This is a genomic window from Blautia sp. MCC270 (assembly GCF_018785605.1).
Taxonomy (GTDB): domain Bacteria; phylum Bacillota; class Clostridia; order Lachnospirales; family Lachnospiraceae; genus Blautia_A; species Blautia_A fusiformis.
On the sequence record NZ_WQQD01000027.1, the window covers coordinates 16,692 to 37,714 of the forward strand.

At 45.7% G+C, this 21,023-nt stretch carries 21 protein-coding genes and 1 riboswitch; all 21 genes read right to left on the bottom strand.

The genetic code is table 11. The features are described 5' to 3' along the window. Window positions 1–17 precede the first annotated feature (17 nt). The 21 genes from GPK58_RS08090 to GPK58_RS08190 all read right to left on the bottom strand — a co-directional run bounded on the left by GPK58_RS08090 (window position 18) and on the right by GPK58_RS08190 (window position 20,906). Window positions 18–509: a LeuD/DmdB family oxidoreductase small subunit gene (locus GPK58_RS08090; protein WP_015524680.1), complete on the bottom strand. Its 492-nt coding sequence runs from the start codon at window positions 507–509 to the stop codon at window positions 18–20. Between the two features lie 135 nt (window positions 510–644). Then, window positions 645–1,895, bottom strand: a complete 1,251-nt coding sequence (locus tag GPK58_RS08095; protein ID WP_138277378.1) for a 3-isopropylmalate dehydratase large subunit — start codon at window positions 1,893–1,895, stop codon at window positions 645–647. Between the two features lie 3 nt (window positions 1,896–1,898). Then, the gene (locus tag GPK58_RS08100; protein ID WP_022426042.1) at window positions 1,899–2,381 is read right to left on the bottom strand and encodes a LeuD/DmdB family oxidoreductase small subunit; all 483 of its coding nucleotides are present in this window, start codon (window positions 2,379–2,381) and stop codon (window positions 1,899–1,901) included. 139 nt (window positions 2,382–2,520) lie between these two features. Beyond that, window positions 2,521–3,657, bottom strand: a complete 1,137-nt coding sequence (gene fliB, locus GPK58_RS08105) for a flagellin lysine-N-methylase (protein ID WP_059086870.1) — start codon at window positions 3,655–3,657, stop codon at window positions 2,521–2,523. A gap of 139 nt (window positions 3,658–3,796) precedes the next feature. Further along, the gene (locus GPK58_RS08110) at window positions 3,797–5,179 is read right to left on the bottom strand and encodes an MATE family efflux transporter (protein ID WP_334296139.1); all 1,383 of its coding nucleotides are present in this window, start codon (window positions 5,177–5,179) and stop codon (window positions 3,797–3,799) included. A 126-nt stretch (window positions 5,180–5,305) separates the two neighbouring features. Then, window positions 5,306–5,947, bottom strand: a complete 642-nt coding sequence (locus GPK58_RS13415) for a collagen-like protein (protein WP_147603065.1) — start codon at window positions 5,945–5,947, stop codon at window positions 5,306–5,308. A gap of 123 nt (window positions 5,948–6,070) precedes the next feature. Continuing rightward, window positions 6,071–7,150 carry a tetratricopeptide repeat-containing glycosyltransferase family 2 protein gene (locus tag GPK58_RS08120; RefSeq protein ID WP_215638474.1) on the bottom strand — a complete coding sequence of 360 codons (1,080 nt, stop codon included), beginning with the start codon at window positions 7,148–7,150 and terminating at the stop codon, window positions 6,071–6,073. 104 nt (window positions 7,151–7,254) lie between these two features. Then, window positions 7,255–7,902, bottom strand: a complete 648-nt coding sequence (locus GPK58_RS08125) for an HAD family hydrolase (RefSeq protein ID WP_174087829.1) — start codon at window positions 7,900–7,902, stop codon at window positions 7,255–7,257. 18 nt (window positions 7,903–7,920) lie between these two features. Next, entirely contained in the window at window positions 7,921–8,394 is a 474-nt protein-coding gene (gene ribH, locus GPK58_RS08130) for a 6,7-dimethyl-8-ribityllumazine synthase (protein ID WP_006427673.1), read from the bottom strand. A 29-nt stretch (window positions 8,395–8,423) separates the two neighbouring features. Next, window positions 8,424–9,641 carry a bifunctional 3,4-dihydroxy-2-butanone-4-phosphate synthase/GTP cyclohydrolase II gene (locus GPK58_RS08135; protein WP_015524672.1) on the bottom strand — a complete coding sequence of 406 codons (1,218 nt, stop codon included), beginning with the start codon at window positions 9,639–9,641 and terminating at the stop codon, window positions 8,424–8,426. 18 nt (window positions 9,642–9,659) lie between these two features. Then, window positions 9,660–10,313, bottom strand: a complete 654-nt coding sequence (gene ribE, locus GPK58_RS08140) for a riboflavin synthase (protein ID WP_215638475.1) — start codon at window positions 10,311–10,313, stop codon at window positions 9,660–9,662. Continuing rightward, the gene (gene ribD / locus GPK58_RS08145) at window positions 10,295–11,422 is read right to left on the bottom strand and encodes a bifunctional diaminohydroxyphosphoribosylaminopyrimidine deaminase/5-amino-6-(5-phosphoribosylamino)uracil reductase RibD (RefSeq protein WP_129974986.1); all 1,128 of its coding nucleotides are present in this window, start codon (window positions 11,420–11,422) and stop codon (window positions 10,295–10,297) included. The genes ribE and ribD overlap by 19 nt, the downstream gene beginning before the upstream one ends. A 275-nt stretch (window positions 11,423–11,697) precedes the next feature. Further along, window positions 11,698–11,812, bottom strand: a riboswitch (FMN riboswitch). A 291-nt stretch (window positions 11,813–12,103) separates the two neighbouring features. Further along, complete coding sequence (gene tsf / locus GPK58_RS08150) at window positions 12,104–13,042, bottom strand: translation elongation factor Ts (protein ID WP_215638476.1); 939 nt, start codon at window positions 13,040–13,042, stop codon at window positions 12,104–12,106. A gap of 36 nt (window positions 13,043–13,078) precedes the next feature. Beyond that, window positions 13,079–13,822 carry a 30S ribosomal protein S2 gene (gene rpsB / locus GPK58_RS08155; RefSeq protein WP_044960678.1) on the bottom strand — a complete coding sequence of 248 codons (744 nt, stop codon included), beginning with the start codon at window positions 13,820–13,822 and terminating at the stop codon, window positions 13,079–13,081. 179 nt (window positions 13,823–14,001) lie between these two features. Then, window positions 14,002–14,769: a pseudouridine synthase gene (locus tag GPK58_RS08160; RefSeq protein WP_022427111.1), complete on the bottom strand. Its 768-nt coding sequence runs from the start codon at window positions 14,767–14,769 to the stop codon at window positions 14,002–14,004. Beyond that, the gene (locus GPK58_RS08165; protein ID WP_215638477.1) at window positions 14,769–16,952 is read right to left on the bottom strand and encodes a DUF6449 domain-containing protein; all 2,184 of its coding nucleotides are present in this window, start codon (window positions 16,950–16,952) and stop codon (window positions 14,769–14,771) included. The genes GPK58_RS08160 and GPK58_RS08165 overlap by 1 nt, the downstream gene beginning before the upstream one ends. Continuing rightward, window positions 16,927–17,829 carry an ABC transporter ATP-binding protein gene (locus GPK58_RS08170; RefSeq protein WP_022427114.1) on the bottom strand — a complete coding sequence of 301 codons (903 nt, stop codon included), beginning with the start codon at window positions 17,827–17,829 and terminating at the stop codon, window positions 16,927–16,929. Before GPK58_RS08170 ends, GPK58_RS08165 begins: the two co-directional genes overlap by 26 nt. Further along, window positions 17,822–18,196: a GntR family transcriptional regulator gene (locus GPK58_RS08175; protein ID WP_022427115.1), complete on the bottom strand. Its 375-nt coding sequence runs from the start codon at window positions 18,194–18,196 to the stop codon at window positions 17,822–17,824. Before GPK58_RS08175 ends, GPK58_RS08170 begins: the two co-directional genes overlap by 8 nt. A 280-nt stretch (window positions 18,197–18,476) precedes the next feature. After that, on the bottom strand, window positions 18,477–19,271 hold the full coding sequence (locus GPK58_RS08180) for a CPBP family intramembrane glutamic endopeptidase (protein ID WP_022427116.1): 795 nt from the start codon (window positions 19,269–19,271) through the stop codon (window positions 18,477–18,479). A gap of 32 nt (window positions 19,272–19,303) precedes the next feature. Next, the gene (locus GPK58_RS08185; protein ID WP_022427117.1) at window positions 19,304–19,951 is read right to left on the bottom strand and encodes an HAD family hydrolase; all 648 of its coding nucleotides are present in this window, start codon (window positions 19,949–19,951) and stop codon (window positions 19,304–19,306) included. 46 nt (window positions 19,952–19,997) lie between these two features. After that, complete coding sequence (locus GPK58_RS08190; RefSeq protein WP_022427118.1) at window positions 19,998–20,906, bottom strand: hypothetical protein; 909 nt, start codon at window positions 20,904–20,906, stop codon at window positions 19,998–20,000. Between the last annotated feature and the right edge of the window lie 117 nt (window positions 20,907–21,023).

Below are 21,023 nucleotides of genomic sequence, written 5' to 3' on the forward strand. Positions count from 1 at the left end.
TCTCTCCTCTCCGTTTTTTAGTCCAGGCCGTTCAGCTTACGCATGGCTTTTACCAGTCCGCCAGCCTGGATGATATCCATCAGATTCTCCGGAAGAGAAGCGATCGGGTACTGTTTTCCATTGTGCTCTACATGCTCATTCATTACTACCGTAACCTGATCTCCCTCTTTTACATTGTCATGAAGATCCGGCTGCTCAATAAGAAGAAGGCCGTTGTTAATGGAGTTGCGGAAAAAGATCCGGGCAAAAGATTTCGCAATGACACACTGCACACCCAGTGCCTTGATGATCTCCGGTGCCTGCTCTCTGGAGGATCCGCATCCGAAGTTCTTTCCTGCTACAATAATGTCGCCCTTTTGGATCTGTCCGGCCAGCTCCGGACGAAGGGGGCTGAATCCGTACTGTTTCATATCGTCAATGGTTTTCAGTGCAAGGTACTCCGTCGGGATAATGATATCCGTATCAATATCATCACCAAGTACCCACACTTTTCCTGTAAATGCTTCCATATGTATATCTCCTGTTTATTCCGTTCCGTATCATCAGGCAAATGTTTTCTGTCTGCTCTGTTATAAGAACCCACGCCGAAACGGATCATCCTCTGATAATTTCTGAATATATTATTTAAATCTTTTCTGAAACTCTTATACTCTGTCAGCAGTTGCGATCTCACCTGCAACGGCAGATGCAGTAACTGTTGCCGCAGATCCCAGGTAAACCTTGGAGCTCGGATGCCCTGCACGTCCCTTGAAATTACGGGTTCCTGTGCTGATCAGAACCTCATTCTCGCCGATAACACCCTGGCAGCTTCCCCAGCATACACTGCAGTTCGGGTTCATAACAATAGCCCCTGCTTCCATGAAGATATCGATAAGCCCCTCCTTTAATGCCTGACGATAGATGGTCTGGCTTGCAGGAACAACCAGGAAACGAACTCCCTCTGCAACTTTTTTGCCTTTGATCACCTCTGCGCCTACACGGAGATCTTCAATACGGCCGTTATTGCAGGAGCCAAGGAACGCTTCGTTGATCTTGATGCCACAGGTTTCCTCAGCCGGAACCACATTGTCAACAAAGTCTGGCTTCGCTACAACCGGACGGACTTTTGAAAGATCAAAGGTATACTCTCTTGCGTAAACGGCATCCGGATCGCTGTGATATACCGCTTTTGGCTCACGTCCATGCTCTTTCAGATATTCCAGAGCTTTATCATCAGCCTCAAAGATTCCTGTCTTCGCACCAGCCTCAACAGCCATGTTGCAAAGTGCCATACGGTCGCTGATGCTTAATGTTCTGGCGCCCTCACCGGTAAACTCCATTGCCTGATAGTTGCAGCCGTTTGCCCCGATCTCGCCGATAATGGTAAGGATCAGATCTCTTGCGTAAACGCCCTCAGGAAGCTTCCCTGTCAGGTTAAATTTTACGGTTTCCGGAACCATGACCCAGGAAGTTCCGGTTACCATTCCGTAAAGGAAATCTGTACATCCTACACCGGTACCGAAAGCACCAAGTGCTCCGTAGGAACAGGTATGGCTGTCAGCACCGAAGATCAACTGTCCCGGACGGACATAATTCTCGATCATGATCTGGTGGCAGACACCCTTTCCTTCCCAGAAATCAATATTATTTTCTCTTGCAAAATCTCTCATCTTTTTCTGGGATGCCGCTGTTTTCGGGCTGTCAGACGGTACGTTATGGTCTACGATAAATACCAGCTTCTTTGTATCTGCAATATGAGGATTTTTTAATTTATTGTTGTACATATCAACAGTCAGATGTGTGGTTCCGTCATTACTCATCAGATGATCCAGTGAAACTGTATAGATATCTCCGGGTTTTACACTGTCCACTCCAGCCGCTGCCGCGATGATTTTTTCTGCGATCGTCATTCCCATCTCTTATTCCTCCTCACGGTTCAGAGAAGCGATAAGGCCGCCCTGATTCAGTATATTCTGCATGTATTCCGGCAGTTTTGTGCAGGAATAAGTCTTACCATTGGCAACAGCAGTTCCCTCGGACATATGAAGCTCCAGGGTATCTCCTGTCTTCACAGCATCCGGAAGATCCTTACAGACAATTGCCGGAAGTCCGATATTAATGGCATTGCGGAAAAAAATACGGGCAAAAGATTTCGCAATAACTGCCTTTACTCCAAGTGCCTTAAGAACACCCGGTGCCTGCTCTCTGGAGGATCCGCATCCGAAGTTCTCTCCTCCAACTACAAAATCTCCCGGTTTAACCTTTTTGGAAAAATCCGGATCCAGTGATTCAAATGTGTGGCCCTTCATTTCATCCAGATTCGGCAGAAGCAGATACTGGGATGCAATGATCTGATCGGTATCAAGGTCATTATGAAATTTAAAAATTGTTCCCTTATCCATAAAACAAGTTCCTTTCTGATCGTTATCCATTTCCGGGTTAACATTCCTCTGTTACCCTTTTCGTCCTATATTCTAACACAAAACGTCATATAATTAAAATGTATATTTTTAATACTTAATATAACTTTAAGTTATAAAGTCATTTCCCTGTGATCAGCGCAAAATATCCCCACTCCCACAGAAGCTCTTCAAAACTGTTCTCAAGATATTCCCGGATATCGTCTTCCTCATATCCGGTCATTCTGGAGATCACTACCATATAATCCCGGAGTGTTTCGTAGGGAAGAGATCCCCGTCCATCTTTCTGCCACCGAAGAAAAACAGCCTGGCGGATGGTGGCATATTCCATACCGATCCACTGCATATGGACCAGGGCATCTTCCAAATCTCCCTCCGGTGTCAGAAGATCTGAATATACTTCGTTGGCAAGAAAGCTCCGGAGAAGGTCTTCATATACACGAAATTTCCGATAAAAATCCTCCCGGGCTTCCACCAGTTCCTCTTCCTCATATTCTTCGGACAATTCCTCCGCAAGTTCCATCACCGGCTCCAGATATTTCCGGTAAAGTCCCTCTTTCCGGTAATTTACAGCCAGGTCCTGCAAAAGTTCATTGCATTCGTCCATGGTATCCAGAACAGGCAGCTCTATTTCATTAATAGCATGTTCCAGTTGGCGAATCGTTTTCTCTGAAAAATAATCTTCCACAAGCTCTGTGGTAAGCGGCATGTTCCAGTGAAGTTCCTTCAGAACATAAAAACTTTCAAGAAGGATTTCCTCCGGTGTTTTTTCAGGATCCATTATAAGATCCATAACCTTCCGGCGCACAAGAAAAAGCGGCTGTTCCTTTTCTTTTGGAGTTTCCGGAAAAGCGATTCTTTTCTTCTCCTTCCAGATGTCCAGGACAGCCGGGCAACAGGGCATCATGGTCGCTTCCTTATGATCCTGAAATTCATGGATCTCCCTTGGAAAAATCTGGCAGGTCTCTGAAAGCATCGAATCCCCATAAGCACTTACCAGATAGCACAGTCTGTTCTTTGCAAGAAAAGGACAATCGTGCTCTTCCGTCATCTTCATGATCCGGCTGCCGTCCTTTTTCATGGTATAGGCCTGCAGGCAGCTTCTGTGTCCGGGCACCTCTGACGGCGGCTGGATGGTTTTCCAGTTTCTGTAGGTTTCATCATCTATGTTGATCTTCCATTCCCTGCAGCAGCTGATGGTGCATTTGTCTGCAATACAGGTAAATTCGTCGTAATAATCAGGTTTTAATAATTCCATGTTTCCTCCATATTCTTTATTTTCCAGCTCCAATGTCTCCTGTTTGCAAAATGGACATGAGTTGACCTGTTTTATTTTCCCCGTAAACACAGAAAAGCGGAATTCTATCCGCTTTTTCTGATATTCTGTGTATTCGTTTTTATTCTGCAGTCTCTCCCAGAAGCTGCCTGTGAACTTTCCGCCTTACAAACCAGAAACAGGTCACCTGCATGATGATCGTAAGGATCCAGGATGCCGGGTAGGAAATAAACAGTACCTTCAATGATCTGTGTGCCGGGAAAATTCCGAATATCCACACGATCCGGAGTCCGACGGTTCCGATGATCGACAGGATCATGGGGACACCGGAGCGTCCCATTCCGCGCAGTGCTCCCGGAAACAGATCCATCTGTCCGCAAAGGAAATAGGTAACTGTGGTATAGACAAGAATCTCCATTCCGCATTGGATAACCTTAGGGTCTTCCGTATAGATCTTCAGAAGCTGCGGACCGAAAAAGTATGCACCACAGCCCATGGCAAAGGATACGACAAAGGACAGGATCATACAGTCAACAAGCACCCGGTCCATACGTTTCGGTTTTCGCACACCATAATTCTGACTGGTAAAGCTCATGCAGGCCTGGGTAACTGAATTTACAGACACATACAGAAATCCGAAGATATTGTTTGCTGCCGTATATCCTGCCATTGCAATGGAGCCAAAAGAATTTACAGAGGACTGGAGCAGCACATTGGAAAAATTGATCACCGTACTCTGGATTCCTGCTGGAAGCCCTACCTGAAAGATCTGTTTCAGATATTCCATATTTATGGACAGACTCGAAAAACGCAGCTGATAGCTTCCCTCTGTCTGATACAGGCATCGGAGAACAAGGATACAGGAGATCAGCTGAGAAATCACGGTTCCGATTCCGACACCTGCCACACTTAAATGACAAATAATCACAAAAAACAGGTTCAGAAGCGCATTGGCACAACCGGAAATGATCAAAAAGACCAACGGCCGCTTGGTATCTCCCACTGCACGCAGAATTGCTGCGCCATAGTTATACAGCATAAAAAACGGCATTCCCAGAAAATAGATACGCATATAAAGAGCGGAAAGATCGATCACATCCTCCGGCGTATCCATCAGCTCCAGGCAGATTCTGGCAAAGATCACTCCCAGAAATGCCATGATGATTCCGCTGATCAGAGCCAGCAGGATCGATGTATGTACTGTTTCTGACATTTCTTCATCCTTACCGGAAGCATAAAATCTGGCTGCCAGCACATTGGCACCAAGAGAGATTCCGATAAAAAGGTTGGTAAACACATTGATCAGTGCGGTAGTGGAGCCTACTGCCGCCAGTGCCTCACTTCCGCTGAAACGTCCCACTACCACGATATCCACTGCATTGAACATCAGCTGCAGGATACCAGACAGCATCAGCGGCAGTGAAAACGAAATCAGCTTGTCCATGATCGACCCATTACACATATCGATCTCATACTTGTTTTTTTTCACGATTTCATCCCCCATGTTCATACTTACATAAGAATATTATAGCACCTTTCGTCGGAAATCTACAATGAAATATTTTTATGGAGAATATGCAGCGGCTGCATAAAATACGCAGCCGCACAGTAACGTGTGTTTATCATTTCACTATCTTTCCAGGAGTCCTGCATCACGAAGGTTTGCAAGAAGTGCATTAAAATCCTCCACAATATCATCTACCGTTGTTGCATTTCCAACAGCAGCTGCCGGGGTTACTGTTCCGGCAGGACCGGTGGCTCCGGCTGCTCCTGCAGGGCCAGTGGCTCCTGTTGCTCCTGTTGGACCTGCTGGACCGGTGGCTCCGATCGCACCAGCCGGACCTGTTACCCCCGTCGTTCCCGCTGGACCAGTGGCTCCTGTTGCTCCCGTCGCTCCCATTGCTCCCGCTGGACCGGTGGCTCCCGTTGCTCCCGTCGGACCTGTTACTCCTGCAGGACCGGTGGCTCCTGTTGCTCCCGTCGGACCGATGACTCCGGCTGGACCCGTTGCTCCAGCCGGACCAGTGGCTCCCGTATATCCCTGTATTCCCGGTTCCCCCTGCGGTCCCTGAGGACCCATAGGACCCGGAACTCCCGGACAGCCTCTGGGACCGGTTGGTCCTGTAGGTCCCACAGGGCCTGGGCAGCCTCTTGTTCCACATCTGTCACATCCACAGGAACTATGATTTCCATAACAGGACATACAGGACAAATCCTCATGACTGTCCTGCTGCATTTCCATTTCCTTACGTTTTCGATGCCTGAACAGCATTCTTCGATCACCTCATAGGAAAATAACTTTCCCTACAGTATATGACAACAGCTTTTACCTGTGCATAGGATCCCCGCAAGCTTGTACCCTGCCAGGAAAAATATAATAAAGATATCTTTTCTTTTATACCAGACCATATTTTTCCCAGAAATATTTCTGGTCATACAATACTCCCGGATCTTCCGGCTTCAGTCCCTTCGCTTTCTTATGAAAAAAGAATGCCTGCTCCGGACATCCCATCTTATCATAACAAACGCAAAGCTGCATATATGGCACAAATCCATGACACTCAGCCATAAAAAATCCACATTTTTTCTTATCTGACGGCACAGTAAGCGCCTGCCCATACCAATAGCCAGCCTGTCTGGGAAGCTCTCTTTCCAGAAAAATCTTTCCGACCTCACAACAGATTTCCGCCCTCGGCACATCCATAGTCAGACTGTACAGAAAAGCTTCCAGTGCGTACTTTTTTTCTCCCATTTTCCGGTAGCACTGTCCAAGTACAAAACAGGCATCGATCTTATTTTCCAGCCATCCGGATGGATTTTTCAGGAACTCCACCAACACAGCCTCTGTCTCCGGATAACGCTGATGATAATACAGTTCTCTCCCATAATAAAGCTGATGTCTGGGTTCCAGCGTTTCTCCTCCTGCCAGCATTTTTTCATAAATGCGAAGATTACGGTCCGGATCACCTTTTCCACATTTCCGGTGCCGGATCACCACATCTGAATAAATGATATTTCCCTCCGGAATCACAGTTTCATGAACTGCCCCATTCCATCTGAAATTTCTGGATGTTTTCATTATCCGCTCCCGAAAATAAGAAAATGTTGTTCTCCCGCTCTGGTCAAACCCTGCCGCATATTCCATCATCACAACATCTGTTCCGGGATCCAGAGTTTCTTTAAGACTCTTCAGTTTTTCCAGATTTTCTTCATCTAGGACATCATCCGCATCCAGCCACATCCAGTAATCGGTGCGAACTTTTTCCAGAAGAAAATTACGCGGAGCAGAAAAATCATCACACCAGGGAAAATCAAACACCTGCGACGTATACTGCTCCGCGATCTCTTTTGTTCTGTCTGAAGAACCGGTATCTGCGATCAGGATCGCATCCATCACCTGAGAAACCGACTTCAAGATCCTCTCAAGAACTGCTTCTTCATTTTTTACGATCATACATAGACTGAGGGAAATCATATTTCAGGACCCTTCGGATTTTTATAATATTTATGCCGTTCCCGTCAGTCCTATGCCTTCTGTCAGTGTACAGCTTCTACTTTCGGATAAAGCTGAACTCATCCTCATATCACCAACTGTGGTATATCCTCTATATGTTCTGCAAGACGATCTGCTCCGTTCAGCTCCCCGCTCTCACCATATCCATACAGGCATCCTATAAATGGGCTTTTGCAGGCTCTGGCACATTCCAGATCCTGCCTCCTGTCTCCGACCACCAGATAAGGGCCTGTATATTCCCGGATGATTTCCTGCACAATTTCTGTCTTTGGACGGAATCCATACGATTCGCAGTCATAAAAATGATCGAACCATCGTTCCATCCCAAATTCCTTCCAGTGCGCCTCACGATAGGAAGCTTTACAGTTACTTAAGATCACAAGATGATATCCCCGGTTCTTCAAGGCTGTAAGCATCTCCTCTGCTCCCGGATACCACACTGCCTTATGCTTCCTGATCTGTCTGACCATCAGTTCTCCTACCATCCTGCTCGCCTGCTCTTTATAGCTCTGATCCAGCTCCGGCAAAAATGTATTCCACATCTCCTTACTGTTAAATCCCAGCCAGCCGGCAATTTCCGCCGAGCCTATCTCCCGTTCTTCTGCAGCCTTCTGTTCTGTCAGCCACTGATAGGTTTCACGAAATGCCGGTTCATAGATTCCAATGGTATGATGGATCGTTCCATCATAATCGAATATGATCGTTTTTGTCATCATTTATTTCCCTATCTATTAGAGCTGCTTCATCAGATTGACCATCTCGATCGCAGATAACGCACAGTCATAGCCTTTATTTCCCGCTTTGCTTCCTGCACGCGCAATAGCCTGCTCGATATTCTCAGTCGTGATCACTCCGAATAAGACCGGAATCCCTGTTGCAAGTTCAACCTGTGCGATCCCCTTGGCAGATTCATTGCACACCAGATCATAATGTGAAGTATCTCCACGGATGACAGCTCCCACGCAGATAACTGCATCATATTTTCCGGACTGTGCCATTTTCTGTGCTGTAAGCGGGATCTCAAACGCTCCCGGCACCCATGCTGCAGTAATATTCTCTTCTTCTACTCCATGTCTTACCAGTCCGTCGACTGCCCCTCCCAATAATTTATTCACAATGATCTCATTGAATCTCGCTGCCACGATACCAACTTTCATTCCCTCCGGTGCTACTACTTTTCCTTCTACTAAATTGATCTGTCTCATTTTTTCTTCCTCCTGCTATTTGCTGTTTTTTATAAATTTATTTCTTTAAAAATATGACCCATCTTTTCCTGCTTCGTCTTCATATACTTCCGGTCATACTTTTGTACCGGAATCTCCAATGGTACTCTCTCATTGATCTTCAACCCGAATTCGCCAAGCCCATAGACTTTATCCGGGTTATTGGTCAGTAATCTTAATGATTTCACACCAAGGTCTGACAGTATCTGTGCCCCAACCCAGTACTCTCTGAGATCCGGTGCAAACCCTAACTTCACATTAGCCTCCACGGTATCATATCCCTGTTCCTGAAGCGCATAGGCTTTGATCTTATTGATCAGTCCGATCCCTCTGCCTTCCTGTCTCATATACAGAATGATCCCTCTGCCTTCCGCCTCTACCTGACGCATCGCTGTCTGCAGCTGCAGGCCGCAGTCACATCTGAGCGATCCGAATGCATCTCCTGTCAGGCACTCCGAATGTACACGGCAAAGCACATCCTCACCATCTCCTAGATCACCTTTTACCAGTGCCAGATGATGCTCTCCTGTAATGTCATTGATATAGCCATACATTTTAAAATCACCGTACTGCGTTGGGAGGTTTGCAGCTGCTTCCTCCTTTACATGCTTTTCATGTATTCTTATATAATCCTGCAGATCACGGATCGTAATAAATGTAAGGTTATGCTCTTTTGCCATTTCCCATAGCTGTGATGTACGCATCATAGTGCCGTCTTCTTTCATAACTTCACAGCACACGCCGCATTCTTTCAGTCCGGCAAGTCTCATAAGATCTGTTGTTGCCTCCGTATGGCCATTTCGTACCAGAACCCCGCCTTTTCTGGAAATAAGCGGAAATACATGTCCCGGTCTTCTGAAATCCTCCGGTTTTGACTGATCATCCACACACTTCATAATGGTATAGGAGCGTTCTGCCGCAGAGATACCGGTGGTTGTATCTGCGTGATCCACTGCCACGGTAAATGCTGTACTGTGATTGTCCGTGTTCTCAGCAACCATCGGCGGAAAATTCAATCTCGCCGCAATTTCTGCACTCATCGGTGTACAGATAAGACCCTTTGCATAAGTCGCCATGAAATTAATATTTTCCCGGGTCGCAAACTCTGCCGCACATATCAGATCTCCCTCATTTTCTCTGTCCGGATCATCTGTGACCAGAATTATTTTTCCTTCCTTAAGATCCCTAAGTGCCTCTTCAATTGTGTTGTACTGATAATTTTGTGACATAGTGTATATCCTCCTGTTCTAAAACCCGAATTCTTCAAGAAACTCCATCGTAATTCCGGATTCTTTTTTCTCTTCTTCATTTTTTCTGATGCCAAGCAGTTTTTCTACATATTTTCCGATCACATCATTTTCCAGATTAACCAGATCCCCCGGCACCTTTTCCAAAAGGGTGGTTTCTTCTCCTGTATGTGGAATGACCGACACCTGAAAACCAGCTTCATCAACCCTTGCAACTGTCAGGCTGATCCCATCAATACAAACGGATCCTTTTTCCACGATCAGATGCAAGATCTGTGGCGATGTCTCAATTGATACCCAGATGGCATTTTCTTCCCGGAGCATGGAACGTATCACTCCAGTCCCATCAATATGGCCGCTTACTATGTGTCCCCCGAACCTGCCATCTGCAGTCATTGCACGTTCCAGGTTTACCTGGCTTCCGGCTTTACAGCTGCCAAGACTGCTTCTTCTGATCGTCTCTGCCATCACATCGGCAGTAAATCCGTCCGGCTGGATCGACGTAACTGTCAGACACACACCATTCACAGCAATACTGTCACCGATCCTTGTCCCTTCCAGGACTTTCCGGGCTTTCACTGCCAGGATCCCTGATTCTCCTGTCAACTGTATATAACGGACTTTTCCTTTCTCTTCTACGATTCCTGTAAACATGATTCCTCCTGTTTTTTCTCACACACCTGACATCTTATCCGGATGTCCTCACCGATCTGGCAGATATCTATATATTTCAGTTCTACTGCTTCAGACGGGAATTCAACTCCGATACCTTCTACCGGTGTCTTCCCGGCCACACCACCAAACAGCTTTGGTGCCACAAAAGCCTGTACTTCCTTTACAATTCCGGCTCGCAGGGCACTGTCATTTAACGTACCGCCTCCCTCCAGGAGGATGCTGTCAATACCCCTGTTTCCAAGATCTGTCATCAGCTTCTTAAGGTCTATCTGATCCTTTTCATCCGGACAGTAAATGGTCTCAACTCCCATGGTATGTAATATTTTTATTTTTTCTTCTGTATTTTTCTGATCTGCATAAGCCACGATCGTCCGGTACTTTTCCGCACTTTTTACGATCTGACTGTCCGGCGGGATCCTGAGCTTACTGTCGCACACAATCCTGACAGGACTTTTCCAGCCTTCTACCCGGACGTTTAACATCGGATCATCTGCAAGCACAGTTCCAATACCTGCCATGATCCCCATGTACTGATGCCGCATATGCTGTACTTCTTTTCTTGCCGCTTCTCCGGTGATCCATTTTGATGCTCCTGTCTTCGTTGCGATCTTCCCATCCAGTGTCATGGCATACTTCATCACCACGTATGGGGTTTTCGTAGTAATATAATGGAAAAACACCGGATTCAGCTGATCACATTCTTCTCTCATAAAATCTTCAACTACTGTTACACCGGCTTCCCTTAACATCTGTACACCTTTTCCTGCCACTTTCGGATTCGGATCTCGGGAACCGATCACCACTTTTCTGATCTTCTGTTCAATGATCGCTTCCGTACATGGAGGTGTTTTTCCATGATGACAGCAAGGCTCCAGCGTAACATAAATCACCGCACCTTCTGCTGGTTCTGTAAGAGAAGCAATAGCATTACGTTCTGCGTGAAGTTCTCCATACTTTTTATGATAGCCTTCCCCGATGATCCTTCCGTCTTTTACGATCACTGCCCCTACCATCGGATTGGGATTCGTCCAGCCTTCTCCTTTTTTGGCCAGCTGAATCGCCCGAAGCATATATTCCTGATCCGTCATTTTTATTCCTTCTTTCTTATTCCTGTTCTTTGCCTGGTACGCCAAGGCTTTTAGACCTGTGCAATCGGATTCACAGACAAGTGAGTGGTATATTTATTTCGAAAACGATGTTCCAAATACAAAAAAAGCCTGCAGAAATATCTGCAGGGTGGAATTGATCTGTTACATATGATCAATAAATGAATGTCTGATTATTTCCTACACAAAAAGCTCTGAAATGGATCACCATCTCAGAGCTCTGATACTACATTCATTCATACAAAAATCAACTGTACTATCATCTTCTTCCATCCAGACTGTACTGTCGGCCCCGGAATCTCACCGGATCATGCCTTTCGGCTCGCGGGCTCTACCGCCGGTAGGGAATCACACCCTGCCCTGAAGATATCTTTTTGTTCATTTTAATACTTTATCTGTTATTTGTAAAGTGTAAATTTTTTATTTAAATTCCACCGCCCTACCACTGTTATATATAAAACAAGGGTGAGAAGCCTGTTTTTCAGGCTTGCCAACCTTGCATATCATAGAAGAATCTTATTTACAGACTTTTTCTCACAGTCTCGAATTTATTCCCCAATACGCAAAAAAACCTTGAATCATCCCATTTTCATAGGAAATTCAAGGTTTTTCATTGATTTACATGATAAAATTACGGTTCAAATTCTTATGCGAACTGTAAGATTATGCGTTCATCTGTTTTGCAACTTCCTCAGCGAAGTTCTCTTCTTTCTTCTCAAGACCATCGCCTGTCTCGTAGCGAACGAAGCCTTTGATCTGGATCTTAGCGCCGTTCTCTTTTGCTACCTGCTCTACGTATTTAGCAACGGACTGTTTTCCGTCCTCTGCTTTTACGTATGTCTGGTCAAGAAGGCAGATCTCTTTGAGTTCTTTCTTGATACGTCCTGTGATCATTCCCTCGATAACCTTAGCCGGTTTCTGGGACTCCTTCGGGTCGTTCTGAATCTGAGCCATAAGGATCTCTTTCTCATGCTCGATATAGTCAGCGCTTACTTCCTTGTCGCTTGTGTACTGCGGTTTCAGAGCTGCGATCTGCATAGCTACGTTCTTAGCCATCTCTTTAACAGCATCGTTAACAACATCTGTCTCAACGTCTACAAGAACGCCGATCTTTCCACCCATATGAGTGTAGGAAGCGATGAATCCGTTCTGCTCCTCAACCTGAGCAAATCTACGGATGTTCATGTTCTCGCCGATTACTGCGATCTGAGCTGCAAGAGCCTCTTTTACAGTCTTGGTTGTATCAAGTGCCCATGCCTCAGCAAGGAAAGCATCGATATCAGCTGCTGTTGTGTTAAGTGCCTGTGCTGCAACATCTGCAACATAGCCCTGGAACTTCTCGTTCTTTGCAACGAAGTCTGTCTCAGCATTAACCTCAACAACGACTGCTTTCTTTCCATCCTCTGTTACCAGAGTTTTGCAAAGACCCTCTGCTGCGATACGGCTTGCTTTCTTCTGTGCTGTAGCAAGACCCTTCTCACGCAGGAACTCAACTGCTTTATCCATATCGCCTTCTGTAGCTGTAAGAGCTTTCTTACAATCCATCATTCCGGCGCCGGTCATCTCTCTTAACTCTTTTACCTGTGCTGCTGTAATAGCCATTGTTCGTTTCCTCCTGAAATATTCTGTTTATACGAATTATTCCTCTGTAGCTGCAAACTCCTCAGACTCAGCCTCGATCTCGCCATCTGCCTCAGCAGTTCCCTGCTTAGCCTCAATAACAGCGTCAGCCATCTTGGAAACGATGAGTTTTACTGCACGGATAGCATCGTCATTTCCCGGGATCACATAGTCAAGCTCTTCCGGATCACAGTTAGTATCGCAGATACCGATAAGCGGGATTCCAAGTGTATGAGCCTCCTGTACGCAGATTCTCTCTTTCTTAGGATCTACGATAAAGATAGCATCCGGGATTCTCTTCATCTCTTTGATTCCGCCAAGGTTCTTCTGAAGCTTAACAAGCTCTTTGCGAAGCTCGATAACTTCTTTCTTAGGAAGTACGTCGAATGTTCCGTCAGCTTCCATTGTCTCGATCTCTTTCAGTCTTGCGATACGGCTCTGGATTGTCTTGAAGTTTGTAAGCATACCACCAAGCCATCTCTCATTTACGAAGAACTCTCCACAACGCTCTGCCTCTGTACGGATAGCATCCTGAGCCTGTTTCTTAGTTCCTACGAAAAGGATGTGTCCACCGTTGGCAACGATATCTGCTACTGCATTGTAAGCATCGTCAACCATTCCTACAGACTGCTGAAGATCGATGATATAGATACCATTTCTCTCTGTGTAGATGTACGGAGCCATTTTAGGGTTCCATCTTCTTGTCTGATGTCCGAAATGAACACCTGCCTCTAAAAGCTGCTTCATTGAAATAACGCTCATGTCTTTTCTCCTTTTTGGTTAAATTCTTCCGCACAGGTCGCCTTCTCTCTGGACCCATCCTCACACCGTAGGGCACCATCCTTATAGAATCGCCGTGCGTGCTTATTTTTGCAACTTCTGAATTATAGCATAGAAAATCCCCTTATGTAAAGGGGATTTTTCCAATTTTTTTCTGTTTTTCAGCGGTTTCCGGCAGACTTCAGAAGCTCCAGCTCTTTTTCGGTGAGAGAACGATATTTTCCTGTCGGAAGATCTGAAGGAAGCGCCAGCGGCCCCATGGATAGTCTTTTCAGATAAGTTACTTTTTTTCCCAGTGCCTCCATCATCCGTTTTACCTGATGGAATTTTCCCTCGTGGATGGTAAGTCGGATCTCAGATTCCCAGTTCTTACCGGCTTCTGCCGATTCTGTACCGGACTCCCAGGTAGAAAGGATCTCCAGCCTTGCCGGTCGTGTGAGATCTTTTTCCCCGATATCCACGCCTTCTGCCAGCTTCACGACATCTTCTTCTGTCACTTTCCCGGATACTTTTGCATAGTAGGTCTTATCCACATGCTTTTTCGGAGAAAGAAGCTCGTGTGCCAGAGGACCGTCATCTGTGATCAGAAGAAAGCCTTCTGTATCTTTATCCAAGCGTCCCACCGGAAAAAGACCCTTTCTTCTGTCTTTCTCTTCAATGTAGTCAAGAACCGTTTTATCTCTGAAGTCCTCCGTTGCGCTGACACAGCCTGCCGGCTTGTTAAAAAGATAGTATACATATTCCGGTGCAGCATGGATCTCCTGCCCGTTCATAACCACCTGATCTTCTTCTGTTACTTTCAGCTCCGGTTTCTTCACAGATTTCCCGTTAACCTGCACCTGACCCTTCTGTATGTATTTTTTTACCTCGCCTCTTGTACCTGCGCCGGCATCTGCCAGAAATTTATCTAACCGGACTGGTTTTTCCATTAATCATTTACCTCCCATTCTGTTACATGGGCTGCCTTTGCATCTGCTCTGATAAAATCCGGGATCTCACCGGCAAATGTCATATAAAGTCCGGAATCCCCGCCGGTGCTCTCTTGTCCTTCCAGAACCACTTCCATTGTGGCATCTGCATTCCAGATAGTCCATCCGTTTACCAGCTGTGATGGACGGATACATTTTTTCAGGGCTTCCAGCTGTTCCTTTTTATCGTAACGGACTTTATAACCGTTATCTGTTTCTTCAAGATCCGAAATGGGCTCAGTGTCGGAAAAAGCTTCATCATCTTCGCCGGCAGCTTCGGAGCTGAAGTAATAAACATCAATATACTCAACAGACAGCTCATCCATAGAAAGAGGATATCCTGTTTCTTCCAAAATTGCAAGTGTTCTCTTATATGACGGATACACCAGAACGGATGTGGACACATTCTCTCCTTCCTGCACAGCCGGTACATTCATTCCCCATTCATCCATGTAGCCTTCTGACGGAATTCCCGTATAATCGAACATCAGCATTGCACATGGCTGGTCTTTTACTGTCTGACCGCCATTTTCCAGAATGTCCTTTCTCAGCGCCTCTGCCAGCGCCTGACGCTTCTCTGCATTTTTCTCAAATAAGGTTTGAATATCTCCGTCACAGAAAATACCGGTGACCTCTTTCAGATACTGTTTGTCCAGCTGAAAAAATGAATATCTGTCTTCTTTCCATGTCTGCTCATCATACAGGGCTTCCATAAGATTCTGTGCCTGTGCAGAGGATACAATATAGCCTCTGCATACACTGAATCCCTGTTTATTTATGTAGCGCACATACATGCGCCTTCCTGATTTTTTTCCTTTTTCATTCTGAAGCCTGATATCCTTCAGACTGTTATATAATGCTTTACTTTTCATCACCGGCTGATCCAGCAGACCGGAACTATTGTCTGAGGTGGCAGTATACCGGATCTTATAGATTCCGTTTTCTTTTTTTTCCACATTGCAAAGCTGCTCTGTATATGAAAGATTGCTTACATTTATCACAACTCCCTGAAGATTGTCATAAGCCGGAAAATAACTGTCATATCCCAGAAGATCCATTTTCATGGTCAGCGCACAGATTGCCACAACACCTCCAAGGATCATAAGCTGCACTTTTCTGCGGAAAAATCTGCGAAAATCCATTTCATAGATCACTTCCAGAATTCCATGGACCAGGATCGTTCCCAGTATCATTCCGAAGATCCACCATGCTGTTTTGGATGAATCTTCCGGAATCATATAAAAGATCAGACCGATCCCCAGTCCGGATGGTATTGTGATCAGGGCACTTAAGACCGGCTCCATCCAGGTATATACCAGAGCTTTTCCGGTATTCTCTGACCTTCGTCTGCAAAATGCCATCCAGGAAAGTGCTGCCATGATAAACAGCGTGAGGATCAGTATCAGCAACTGCTTTCCAAAGCTTCCGCTGCTGTATCTATCTATAAAGCTTACGATCACCATAAGAGGAGATCCCAGATTCCGCACTGCTGCCAGAATTCCGTAACTGCCCTCGTACCAGGTATCAAAAAATAAATGTCCGCTTAACTGCAGCATCACTGCCAGAACGATACTGTAGGTAAACAGCCCTGCCCATGCAAGTGCTCCCATCAACATGGTACCGGTGCAGGCGATCACCAGCACTGTGGAAAAATACACCAGAAGATACATCAGGAGATGGAGCACCAGCAGGATCAGTGCCTTTTTCATAATGGAAAGGCTGTAATATCCTCTGGCTGCCCCGATGCATACCGCAGCAAATTCCATGATCACATATGGCACCAGATAATAAAGAACAGCCAACAATACTCTGTGCAGAAACAGTGCACTTCGCTTTACCGGAAGGCTGTGATAGAAATCCACTTTTCTCGGGGAATACAGATACCAGAAGCCGCTTACTGCTGCAAAAAATGCGGTTACCGCAGCCACAGCTGCTCCCATTGTGAGAAAGTCACTGTTCCACAGGCTGGAATACAGATAGGAAAGCTGACTCTGAGTATAACTGCGCTCATTCCATTTTCCCATCAGAATAAGTTCCGCTACCGGAAATGCAAGGAGAAATGCGATCATGGCAAATGCCGGGATCCATCTTTGTCCTTTAGAAGAGGATTTCATATACTCACTGGAATAAATTTTTGACTTCATAGCCTGCCACCTCCGTTTCGCTGATAAATATTTCTTCCAGAGTCAGTGGGAGCACTTCGCAGAAAAGAGGATTTTTTGCCTGTATCTTCTCCATGATCTCTCTTCTTGTTCCCCTTGCAGTAATAAGCAACAGGGAGCCCTGATGCTCTGTTTTCAAAACATCCAGCTCTTTCTTTAATTCTTCTTCTTTCTTTTTGTCAGTAAGTACACACTGGATCTTATGGATGTGGAATTTCATATCCTCCAGATCTCTGGAAAGGAGAATTCCTCCCTGATGAAGAAGCCCGATGTGATCGCAGATATCTTCCAGCTCCCGAAGATTGTGGGAAGCGATCACCGGCGTAAATTCACGACTCATGATCTCCGATGCAAAAATACTTTTTACTGCCTGGCGCATTACCGGGTCCAGGCCATCAAAGGTTTCATCACAAAACAGATATTTCGTTCCTGTACTGATTCCCAGGATCACCAGAAGCTGTTTCTTCATTCCCTTGGAAAAAGTGCTGATTTTTCGTTTTCCATCCAGATGAAACTGCTTCATCATTGTCTCAAAACGCGTCTGCTGAAATCCCGGATAAATACAACGGTAAAATTCTGCCATGTCCAGAGCATTGTAATTTGCCGGAATATATGCATCGTCCGGGATGTAGAAAAAATGCTCTTTGATCCTTTCATTTTCAAAAACCGGTTCTTCATCCATCAGCACCTCTCCTCTGTCCTGACGGATGATCCCGGCCATGATACGGAGCAGAGTACTTTTTCCCGCACCGTTGGAGCCGATCAGTCCAAAAACCTCCCGTTCCCCGATATCCATGGTGACCTTATTTACTGCCTGTATCTTACCAAAAGCTTTGCTGCAGTTTTTTATCTCAATCATTGTTTCCCTCCTTATAGCATAAGCGGATCACACCGATCATTTCTTCCTCCCCTACTCCCAGAGCCATTCCCTTTTCTGTGATCTTTTTCAGCTCACTTAAAGTTTCTTCCACACCGATCTGCCTGATCCTGCTACTGTCTGTGACAAAACTGCCTTTTCCCTTCACCGGACAGATCAGACCCTGCTGCTCCAGTTCCATATATGCCCGCTGGATGGTATTGGGATTGATGGATAATTCCACGGCCAGCTGCCGCACAGATGGCATCTTGGAAGATGGCTCCACAGCTCCTGACAGGATCAGCATCCGGAATTTCTCTACGATCTGCTCGTAAATGGGACGTCTGTCCTGATAGTCCAAGAATAACATACGACGCTCCTTTCTCTGTAATCTGTGTATTAAGTGTATTAATTCTTTTAATACACTTATGATAGCACGTGATACAAAGGTACGCAAGAAATGGTCTCTTAAATAAATATAAAATCTATATAAATTTACCGGCAGCAAAAGATTCCGGCATATTTTTATAAAAAAAATCTGTAATGGCATCCTTATACTATGATCCCACTACAGATTCTCTGTAAAGCAAATATTTATCTTTCACTCTGCCTGATCCATTAGCAGGCAGATATTCATGATCCACATTGGATCAGACAGCCCGGTAGCCACGTTTTTCTCCCCGGCGCGCAAAATACTGATATCCTCCGATCATCGCTGCCGCAAAAACACCATAGATCATCAGAAGGCTTCCTGCTCCGGCTTTTTCCACCAGAGTCTGGGCGTATTCACTGAAAATAAGTATCCAGGTATTGGCTCCGATGTGCATCAGCACACTGGTCCACTTATTACCGCCCATCTCCAGAAACCACGCAGAAATCCCTCCCAGAACAAACGCATACACAGCCTGCAGGACATTTCCGTGATAAATTCCGAAAAACGCCGCAGAGATCACAGCGGAAACCAGCACTGAAAAGTGATCCCGAAGTCGCAGATAGATCAGCCAGCGAAAGATCATTTCTTCTGCAACGGGCGCTATGATCCCCATCCAAAAGATCATCATAAACAAACTCTTTCCTGAGGTGATCTTCGTCATCGTCTCTCCATAGCTGGATGAGATCCAGTTCTGCAGAATCGCCACCAGCACATTGGCATACTGGGCAAATCCGGCTCCAGCAGCAAGAAGAAGCAGCATTTCAGGAATAGATAGCCTTTGTTCCTCAACGGAAGTCAAACCGCCGATCAGCCTTCCTATACGATCCTTTCGGTAAAAATATACTGCCGGAAACATAACCAGCACTCCGGTAAGTCCGGTGATCACCAGCGTATAACTATAGTACCTTTCCTGTGCGTTGCCGACATGCCCTGCCAGCCAGAGAAGCACGGCGCTTCCGAGGATCTGTCCGATAAGATAATGGATTCCTGCCGGATAAAGCTCCCTCCACACTATTTGAAAAATATTCTGTCTGTGCAGAGGGGTCAGACGAAAAAATTCAGAAGTTCATCTGCGGAAGCTACGATCTGAAGAGGCTGTGCCTTTTCCAGTTCTTCTCTGCTTCCATATCCGTAAGATACAGCCACACACTGGATCCCGCATCGTCTGGCTCCGAGAATGTCATGTTCTCTGTCACCCACCATGATCACCTGGTCACGGTGGTCAGAAAGGCTCATTCTTTCCAGAGCTTCCTCGATCACCTGAGATTTGGTTACTTTCGGTCCATTGAGGTCCGTCCCGGCGATCACCTCAAAATATCGACTCAGATTAAAATGGTCCATGATCTGTGTTACGTAAAAGGTCGGTTTCGCAGACGCCACAGCCAGTCTGTAGCCACGACGTTTCAGTTCTGCCAGGGCATTTTCCACACCCGGATAAACGGTGTTCTCATACATTCCTTTTTCTGAATACCGTTCTCTGTAATATTCGATTCCCTTCTGCGCTGTCTCTTTATCAAATCCCGCATATTTCATAAACTGTTCCAGAAGCGGCGGACCCACAAAAACCTTCAGCGGCTCCAGATCCGGTGCTGAAACTCCAAGCTTCTCCAGTGCATACTGTACAGATTTCGTAATTCCCTCTCCGGATTCTGTTAATGTTCCGTCCAGATCAAAAAAGATTGCCTTATACATAAATTCCTCCTGTTGTATAAAATAATCAGTAAGTATGCCTATTGTATCACTGTTTTTCTGGTAAGTCCATGGTTTCATAGTACAGCTTCCCGGATTTCACAAAACCCATGAGTTCTGCTTTCCGGGGATTTCTGCTTTTTTTCGGTAATTCCGCCAGAAGCTTTTTTCCCTGCCAGTAAAAATCACATTCTTTTCCATTGATCCGAAATGAAAGGATCTGGAACGGAATATCCGGACTGATCTCTATCCGGATCCTGTTACCGTCTGTTTTCATTCGGATCACCGGTTTTTGCTCTTTTTCTTTTTTCCTATCCGACGTTCCTGCTGGTTCTGTCCGATAATAAGATAATGCCGGATTTTGCTTCTTCTCCCTCTTTGATGCATCTGTCACTGACTTTCGAACTGGTTTTTGAGTCAACGTTACAGATGGACTTGCTATCACTGTCTGTGTGGGGATTGGTTGTTCAGTCAGTATTGGCAGTTTTGTTGGTATCGGCGTTTCCGTCAGTTTTTCCGCAGGTGTATCAGCTATCTCTACTTCTGCCGCAGTATTTCCATTTTCCATAAAGCTTTCTTCCTGAGAGCGTACCTCATCTGTCTGAAAATCTAAATTCCATTGTGCAGACTCCCCCTGATCATTCTCTGATTCTGCCCAGGCAGCGGAATACTCCTCAGTATTTCCTTCTTCTCTGTTCCAATTACTATCATCACTTCCTTCTCCTGCATAGCTTTCTTCCCAGTCTTCCGGCAGCTGTCCGGTTCCTTCTCCCACATTCATATCAAATCCGCCGGTATCAAAACTATCCATCCCTAACACATCAAATCCATAGACAGCAATGGAAGGGAGCATCCAGATGCATAAGACCAGCAGAAAAAAACCAATAAAACAGGTTTTCCTACTGGGAATTTTCATTTCTTTTGGTTTTTTCTGATCACTTTCTCTTCTTTTTCTCATTGATCTCCTCCCAAAGCTGCAGATTTCTGCTTTCACTGTCATCCAGTAATTCCGCTTTTTCTTTCTCTTTATAATCTTCCCACAGCTTTCTGCTGGCCTCTTTCTGACCGGTCCGAA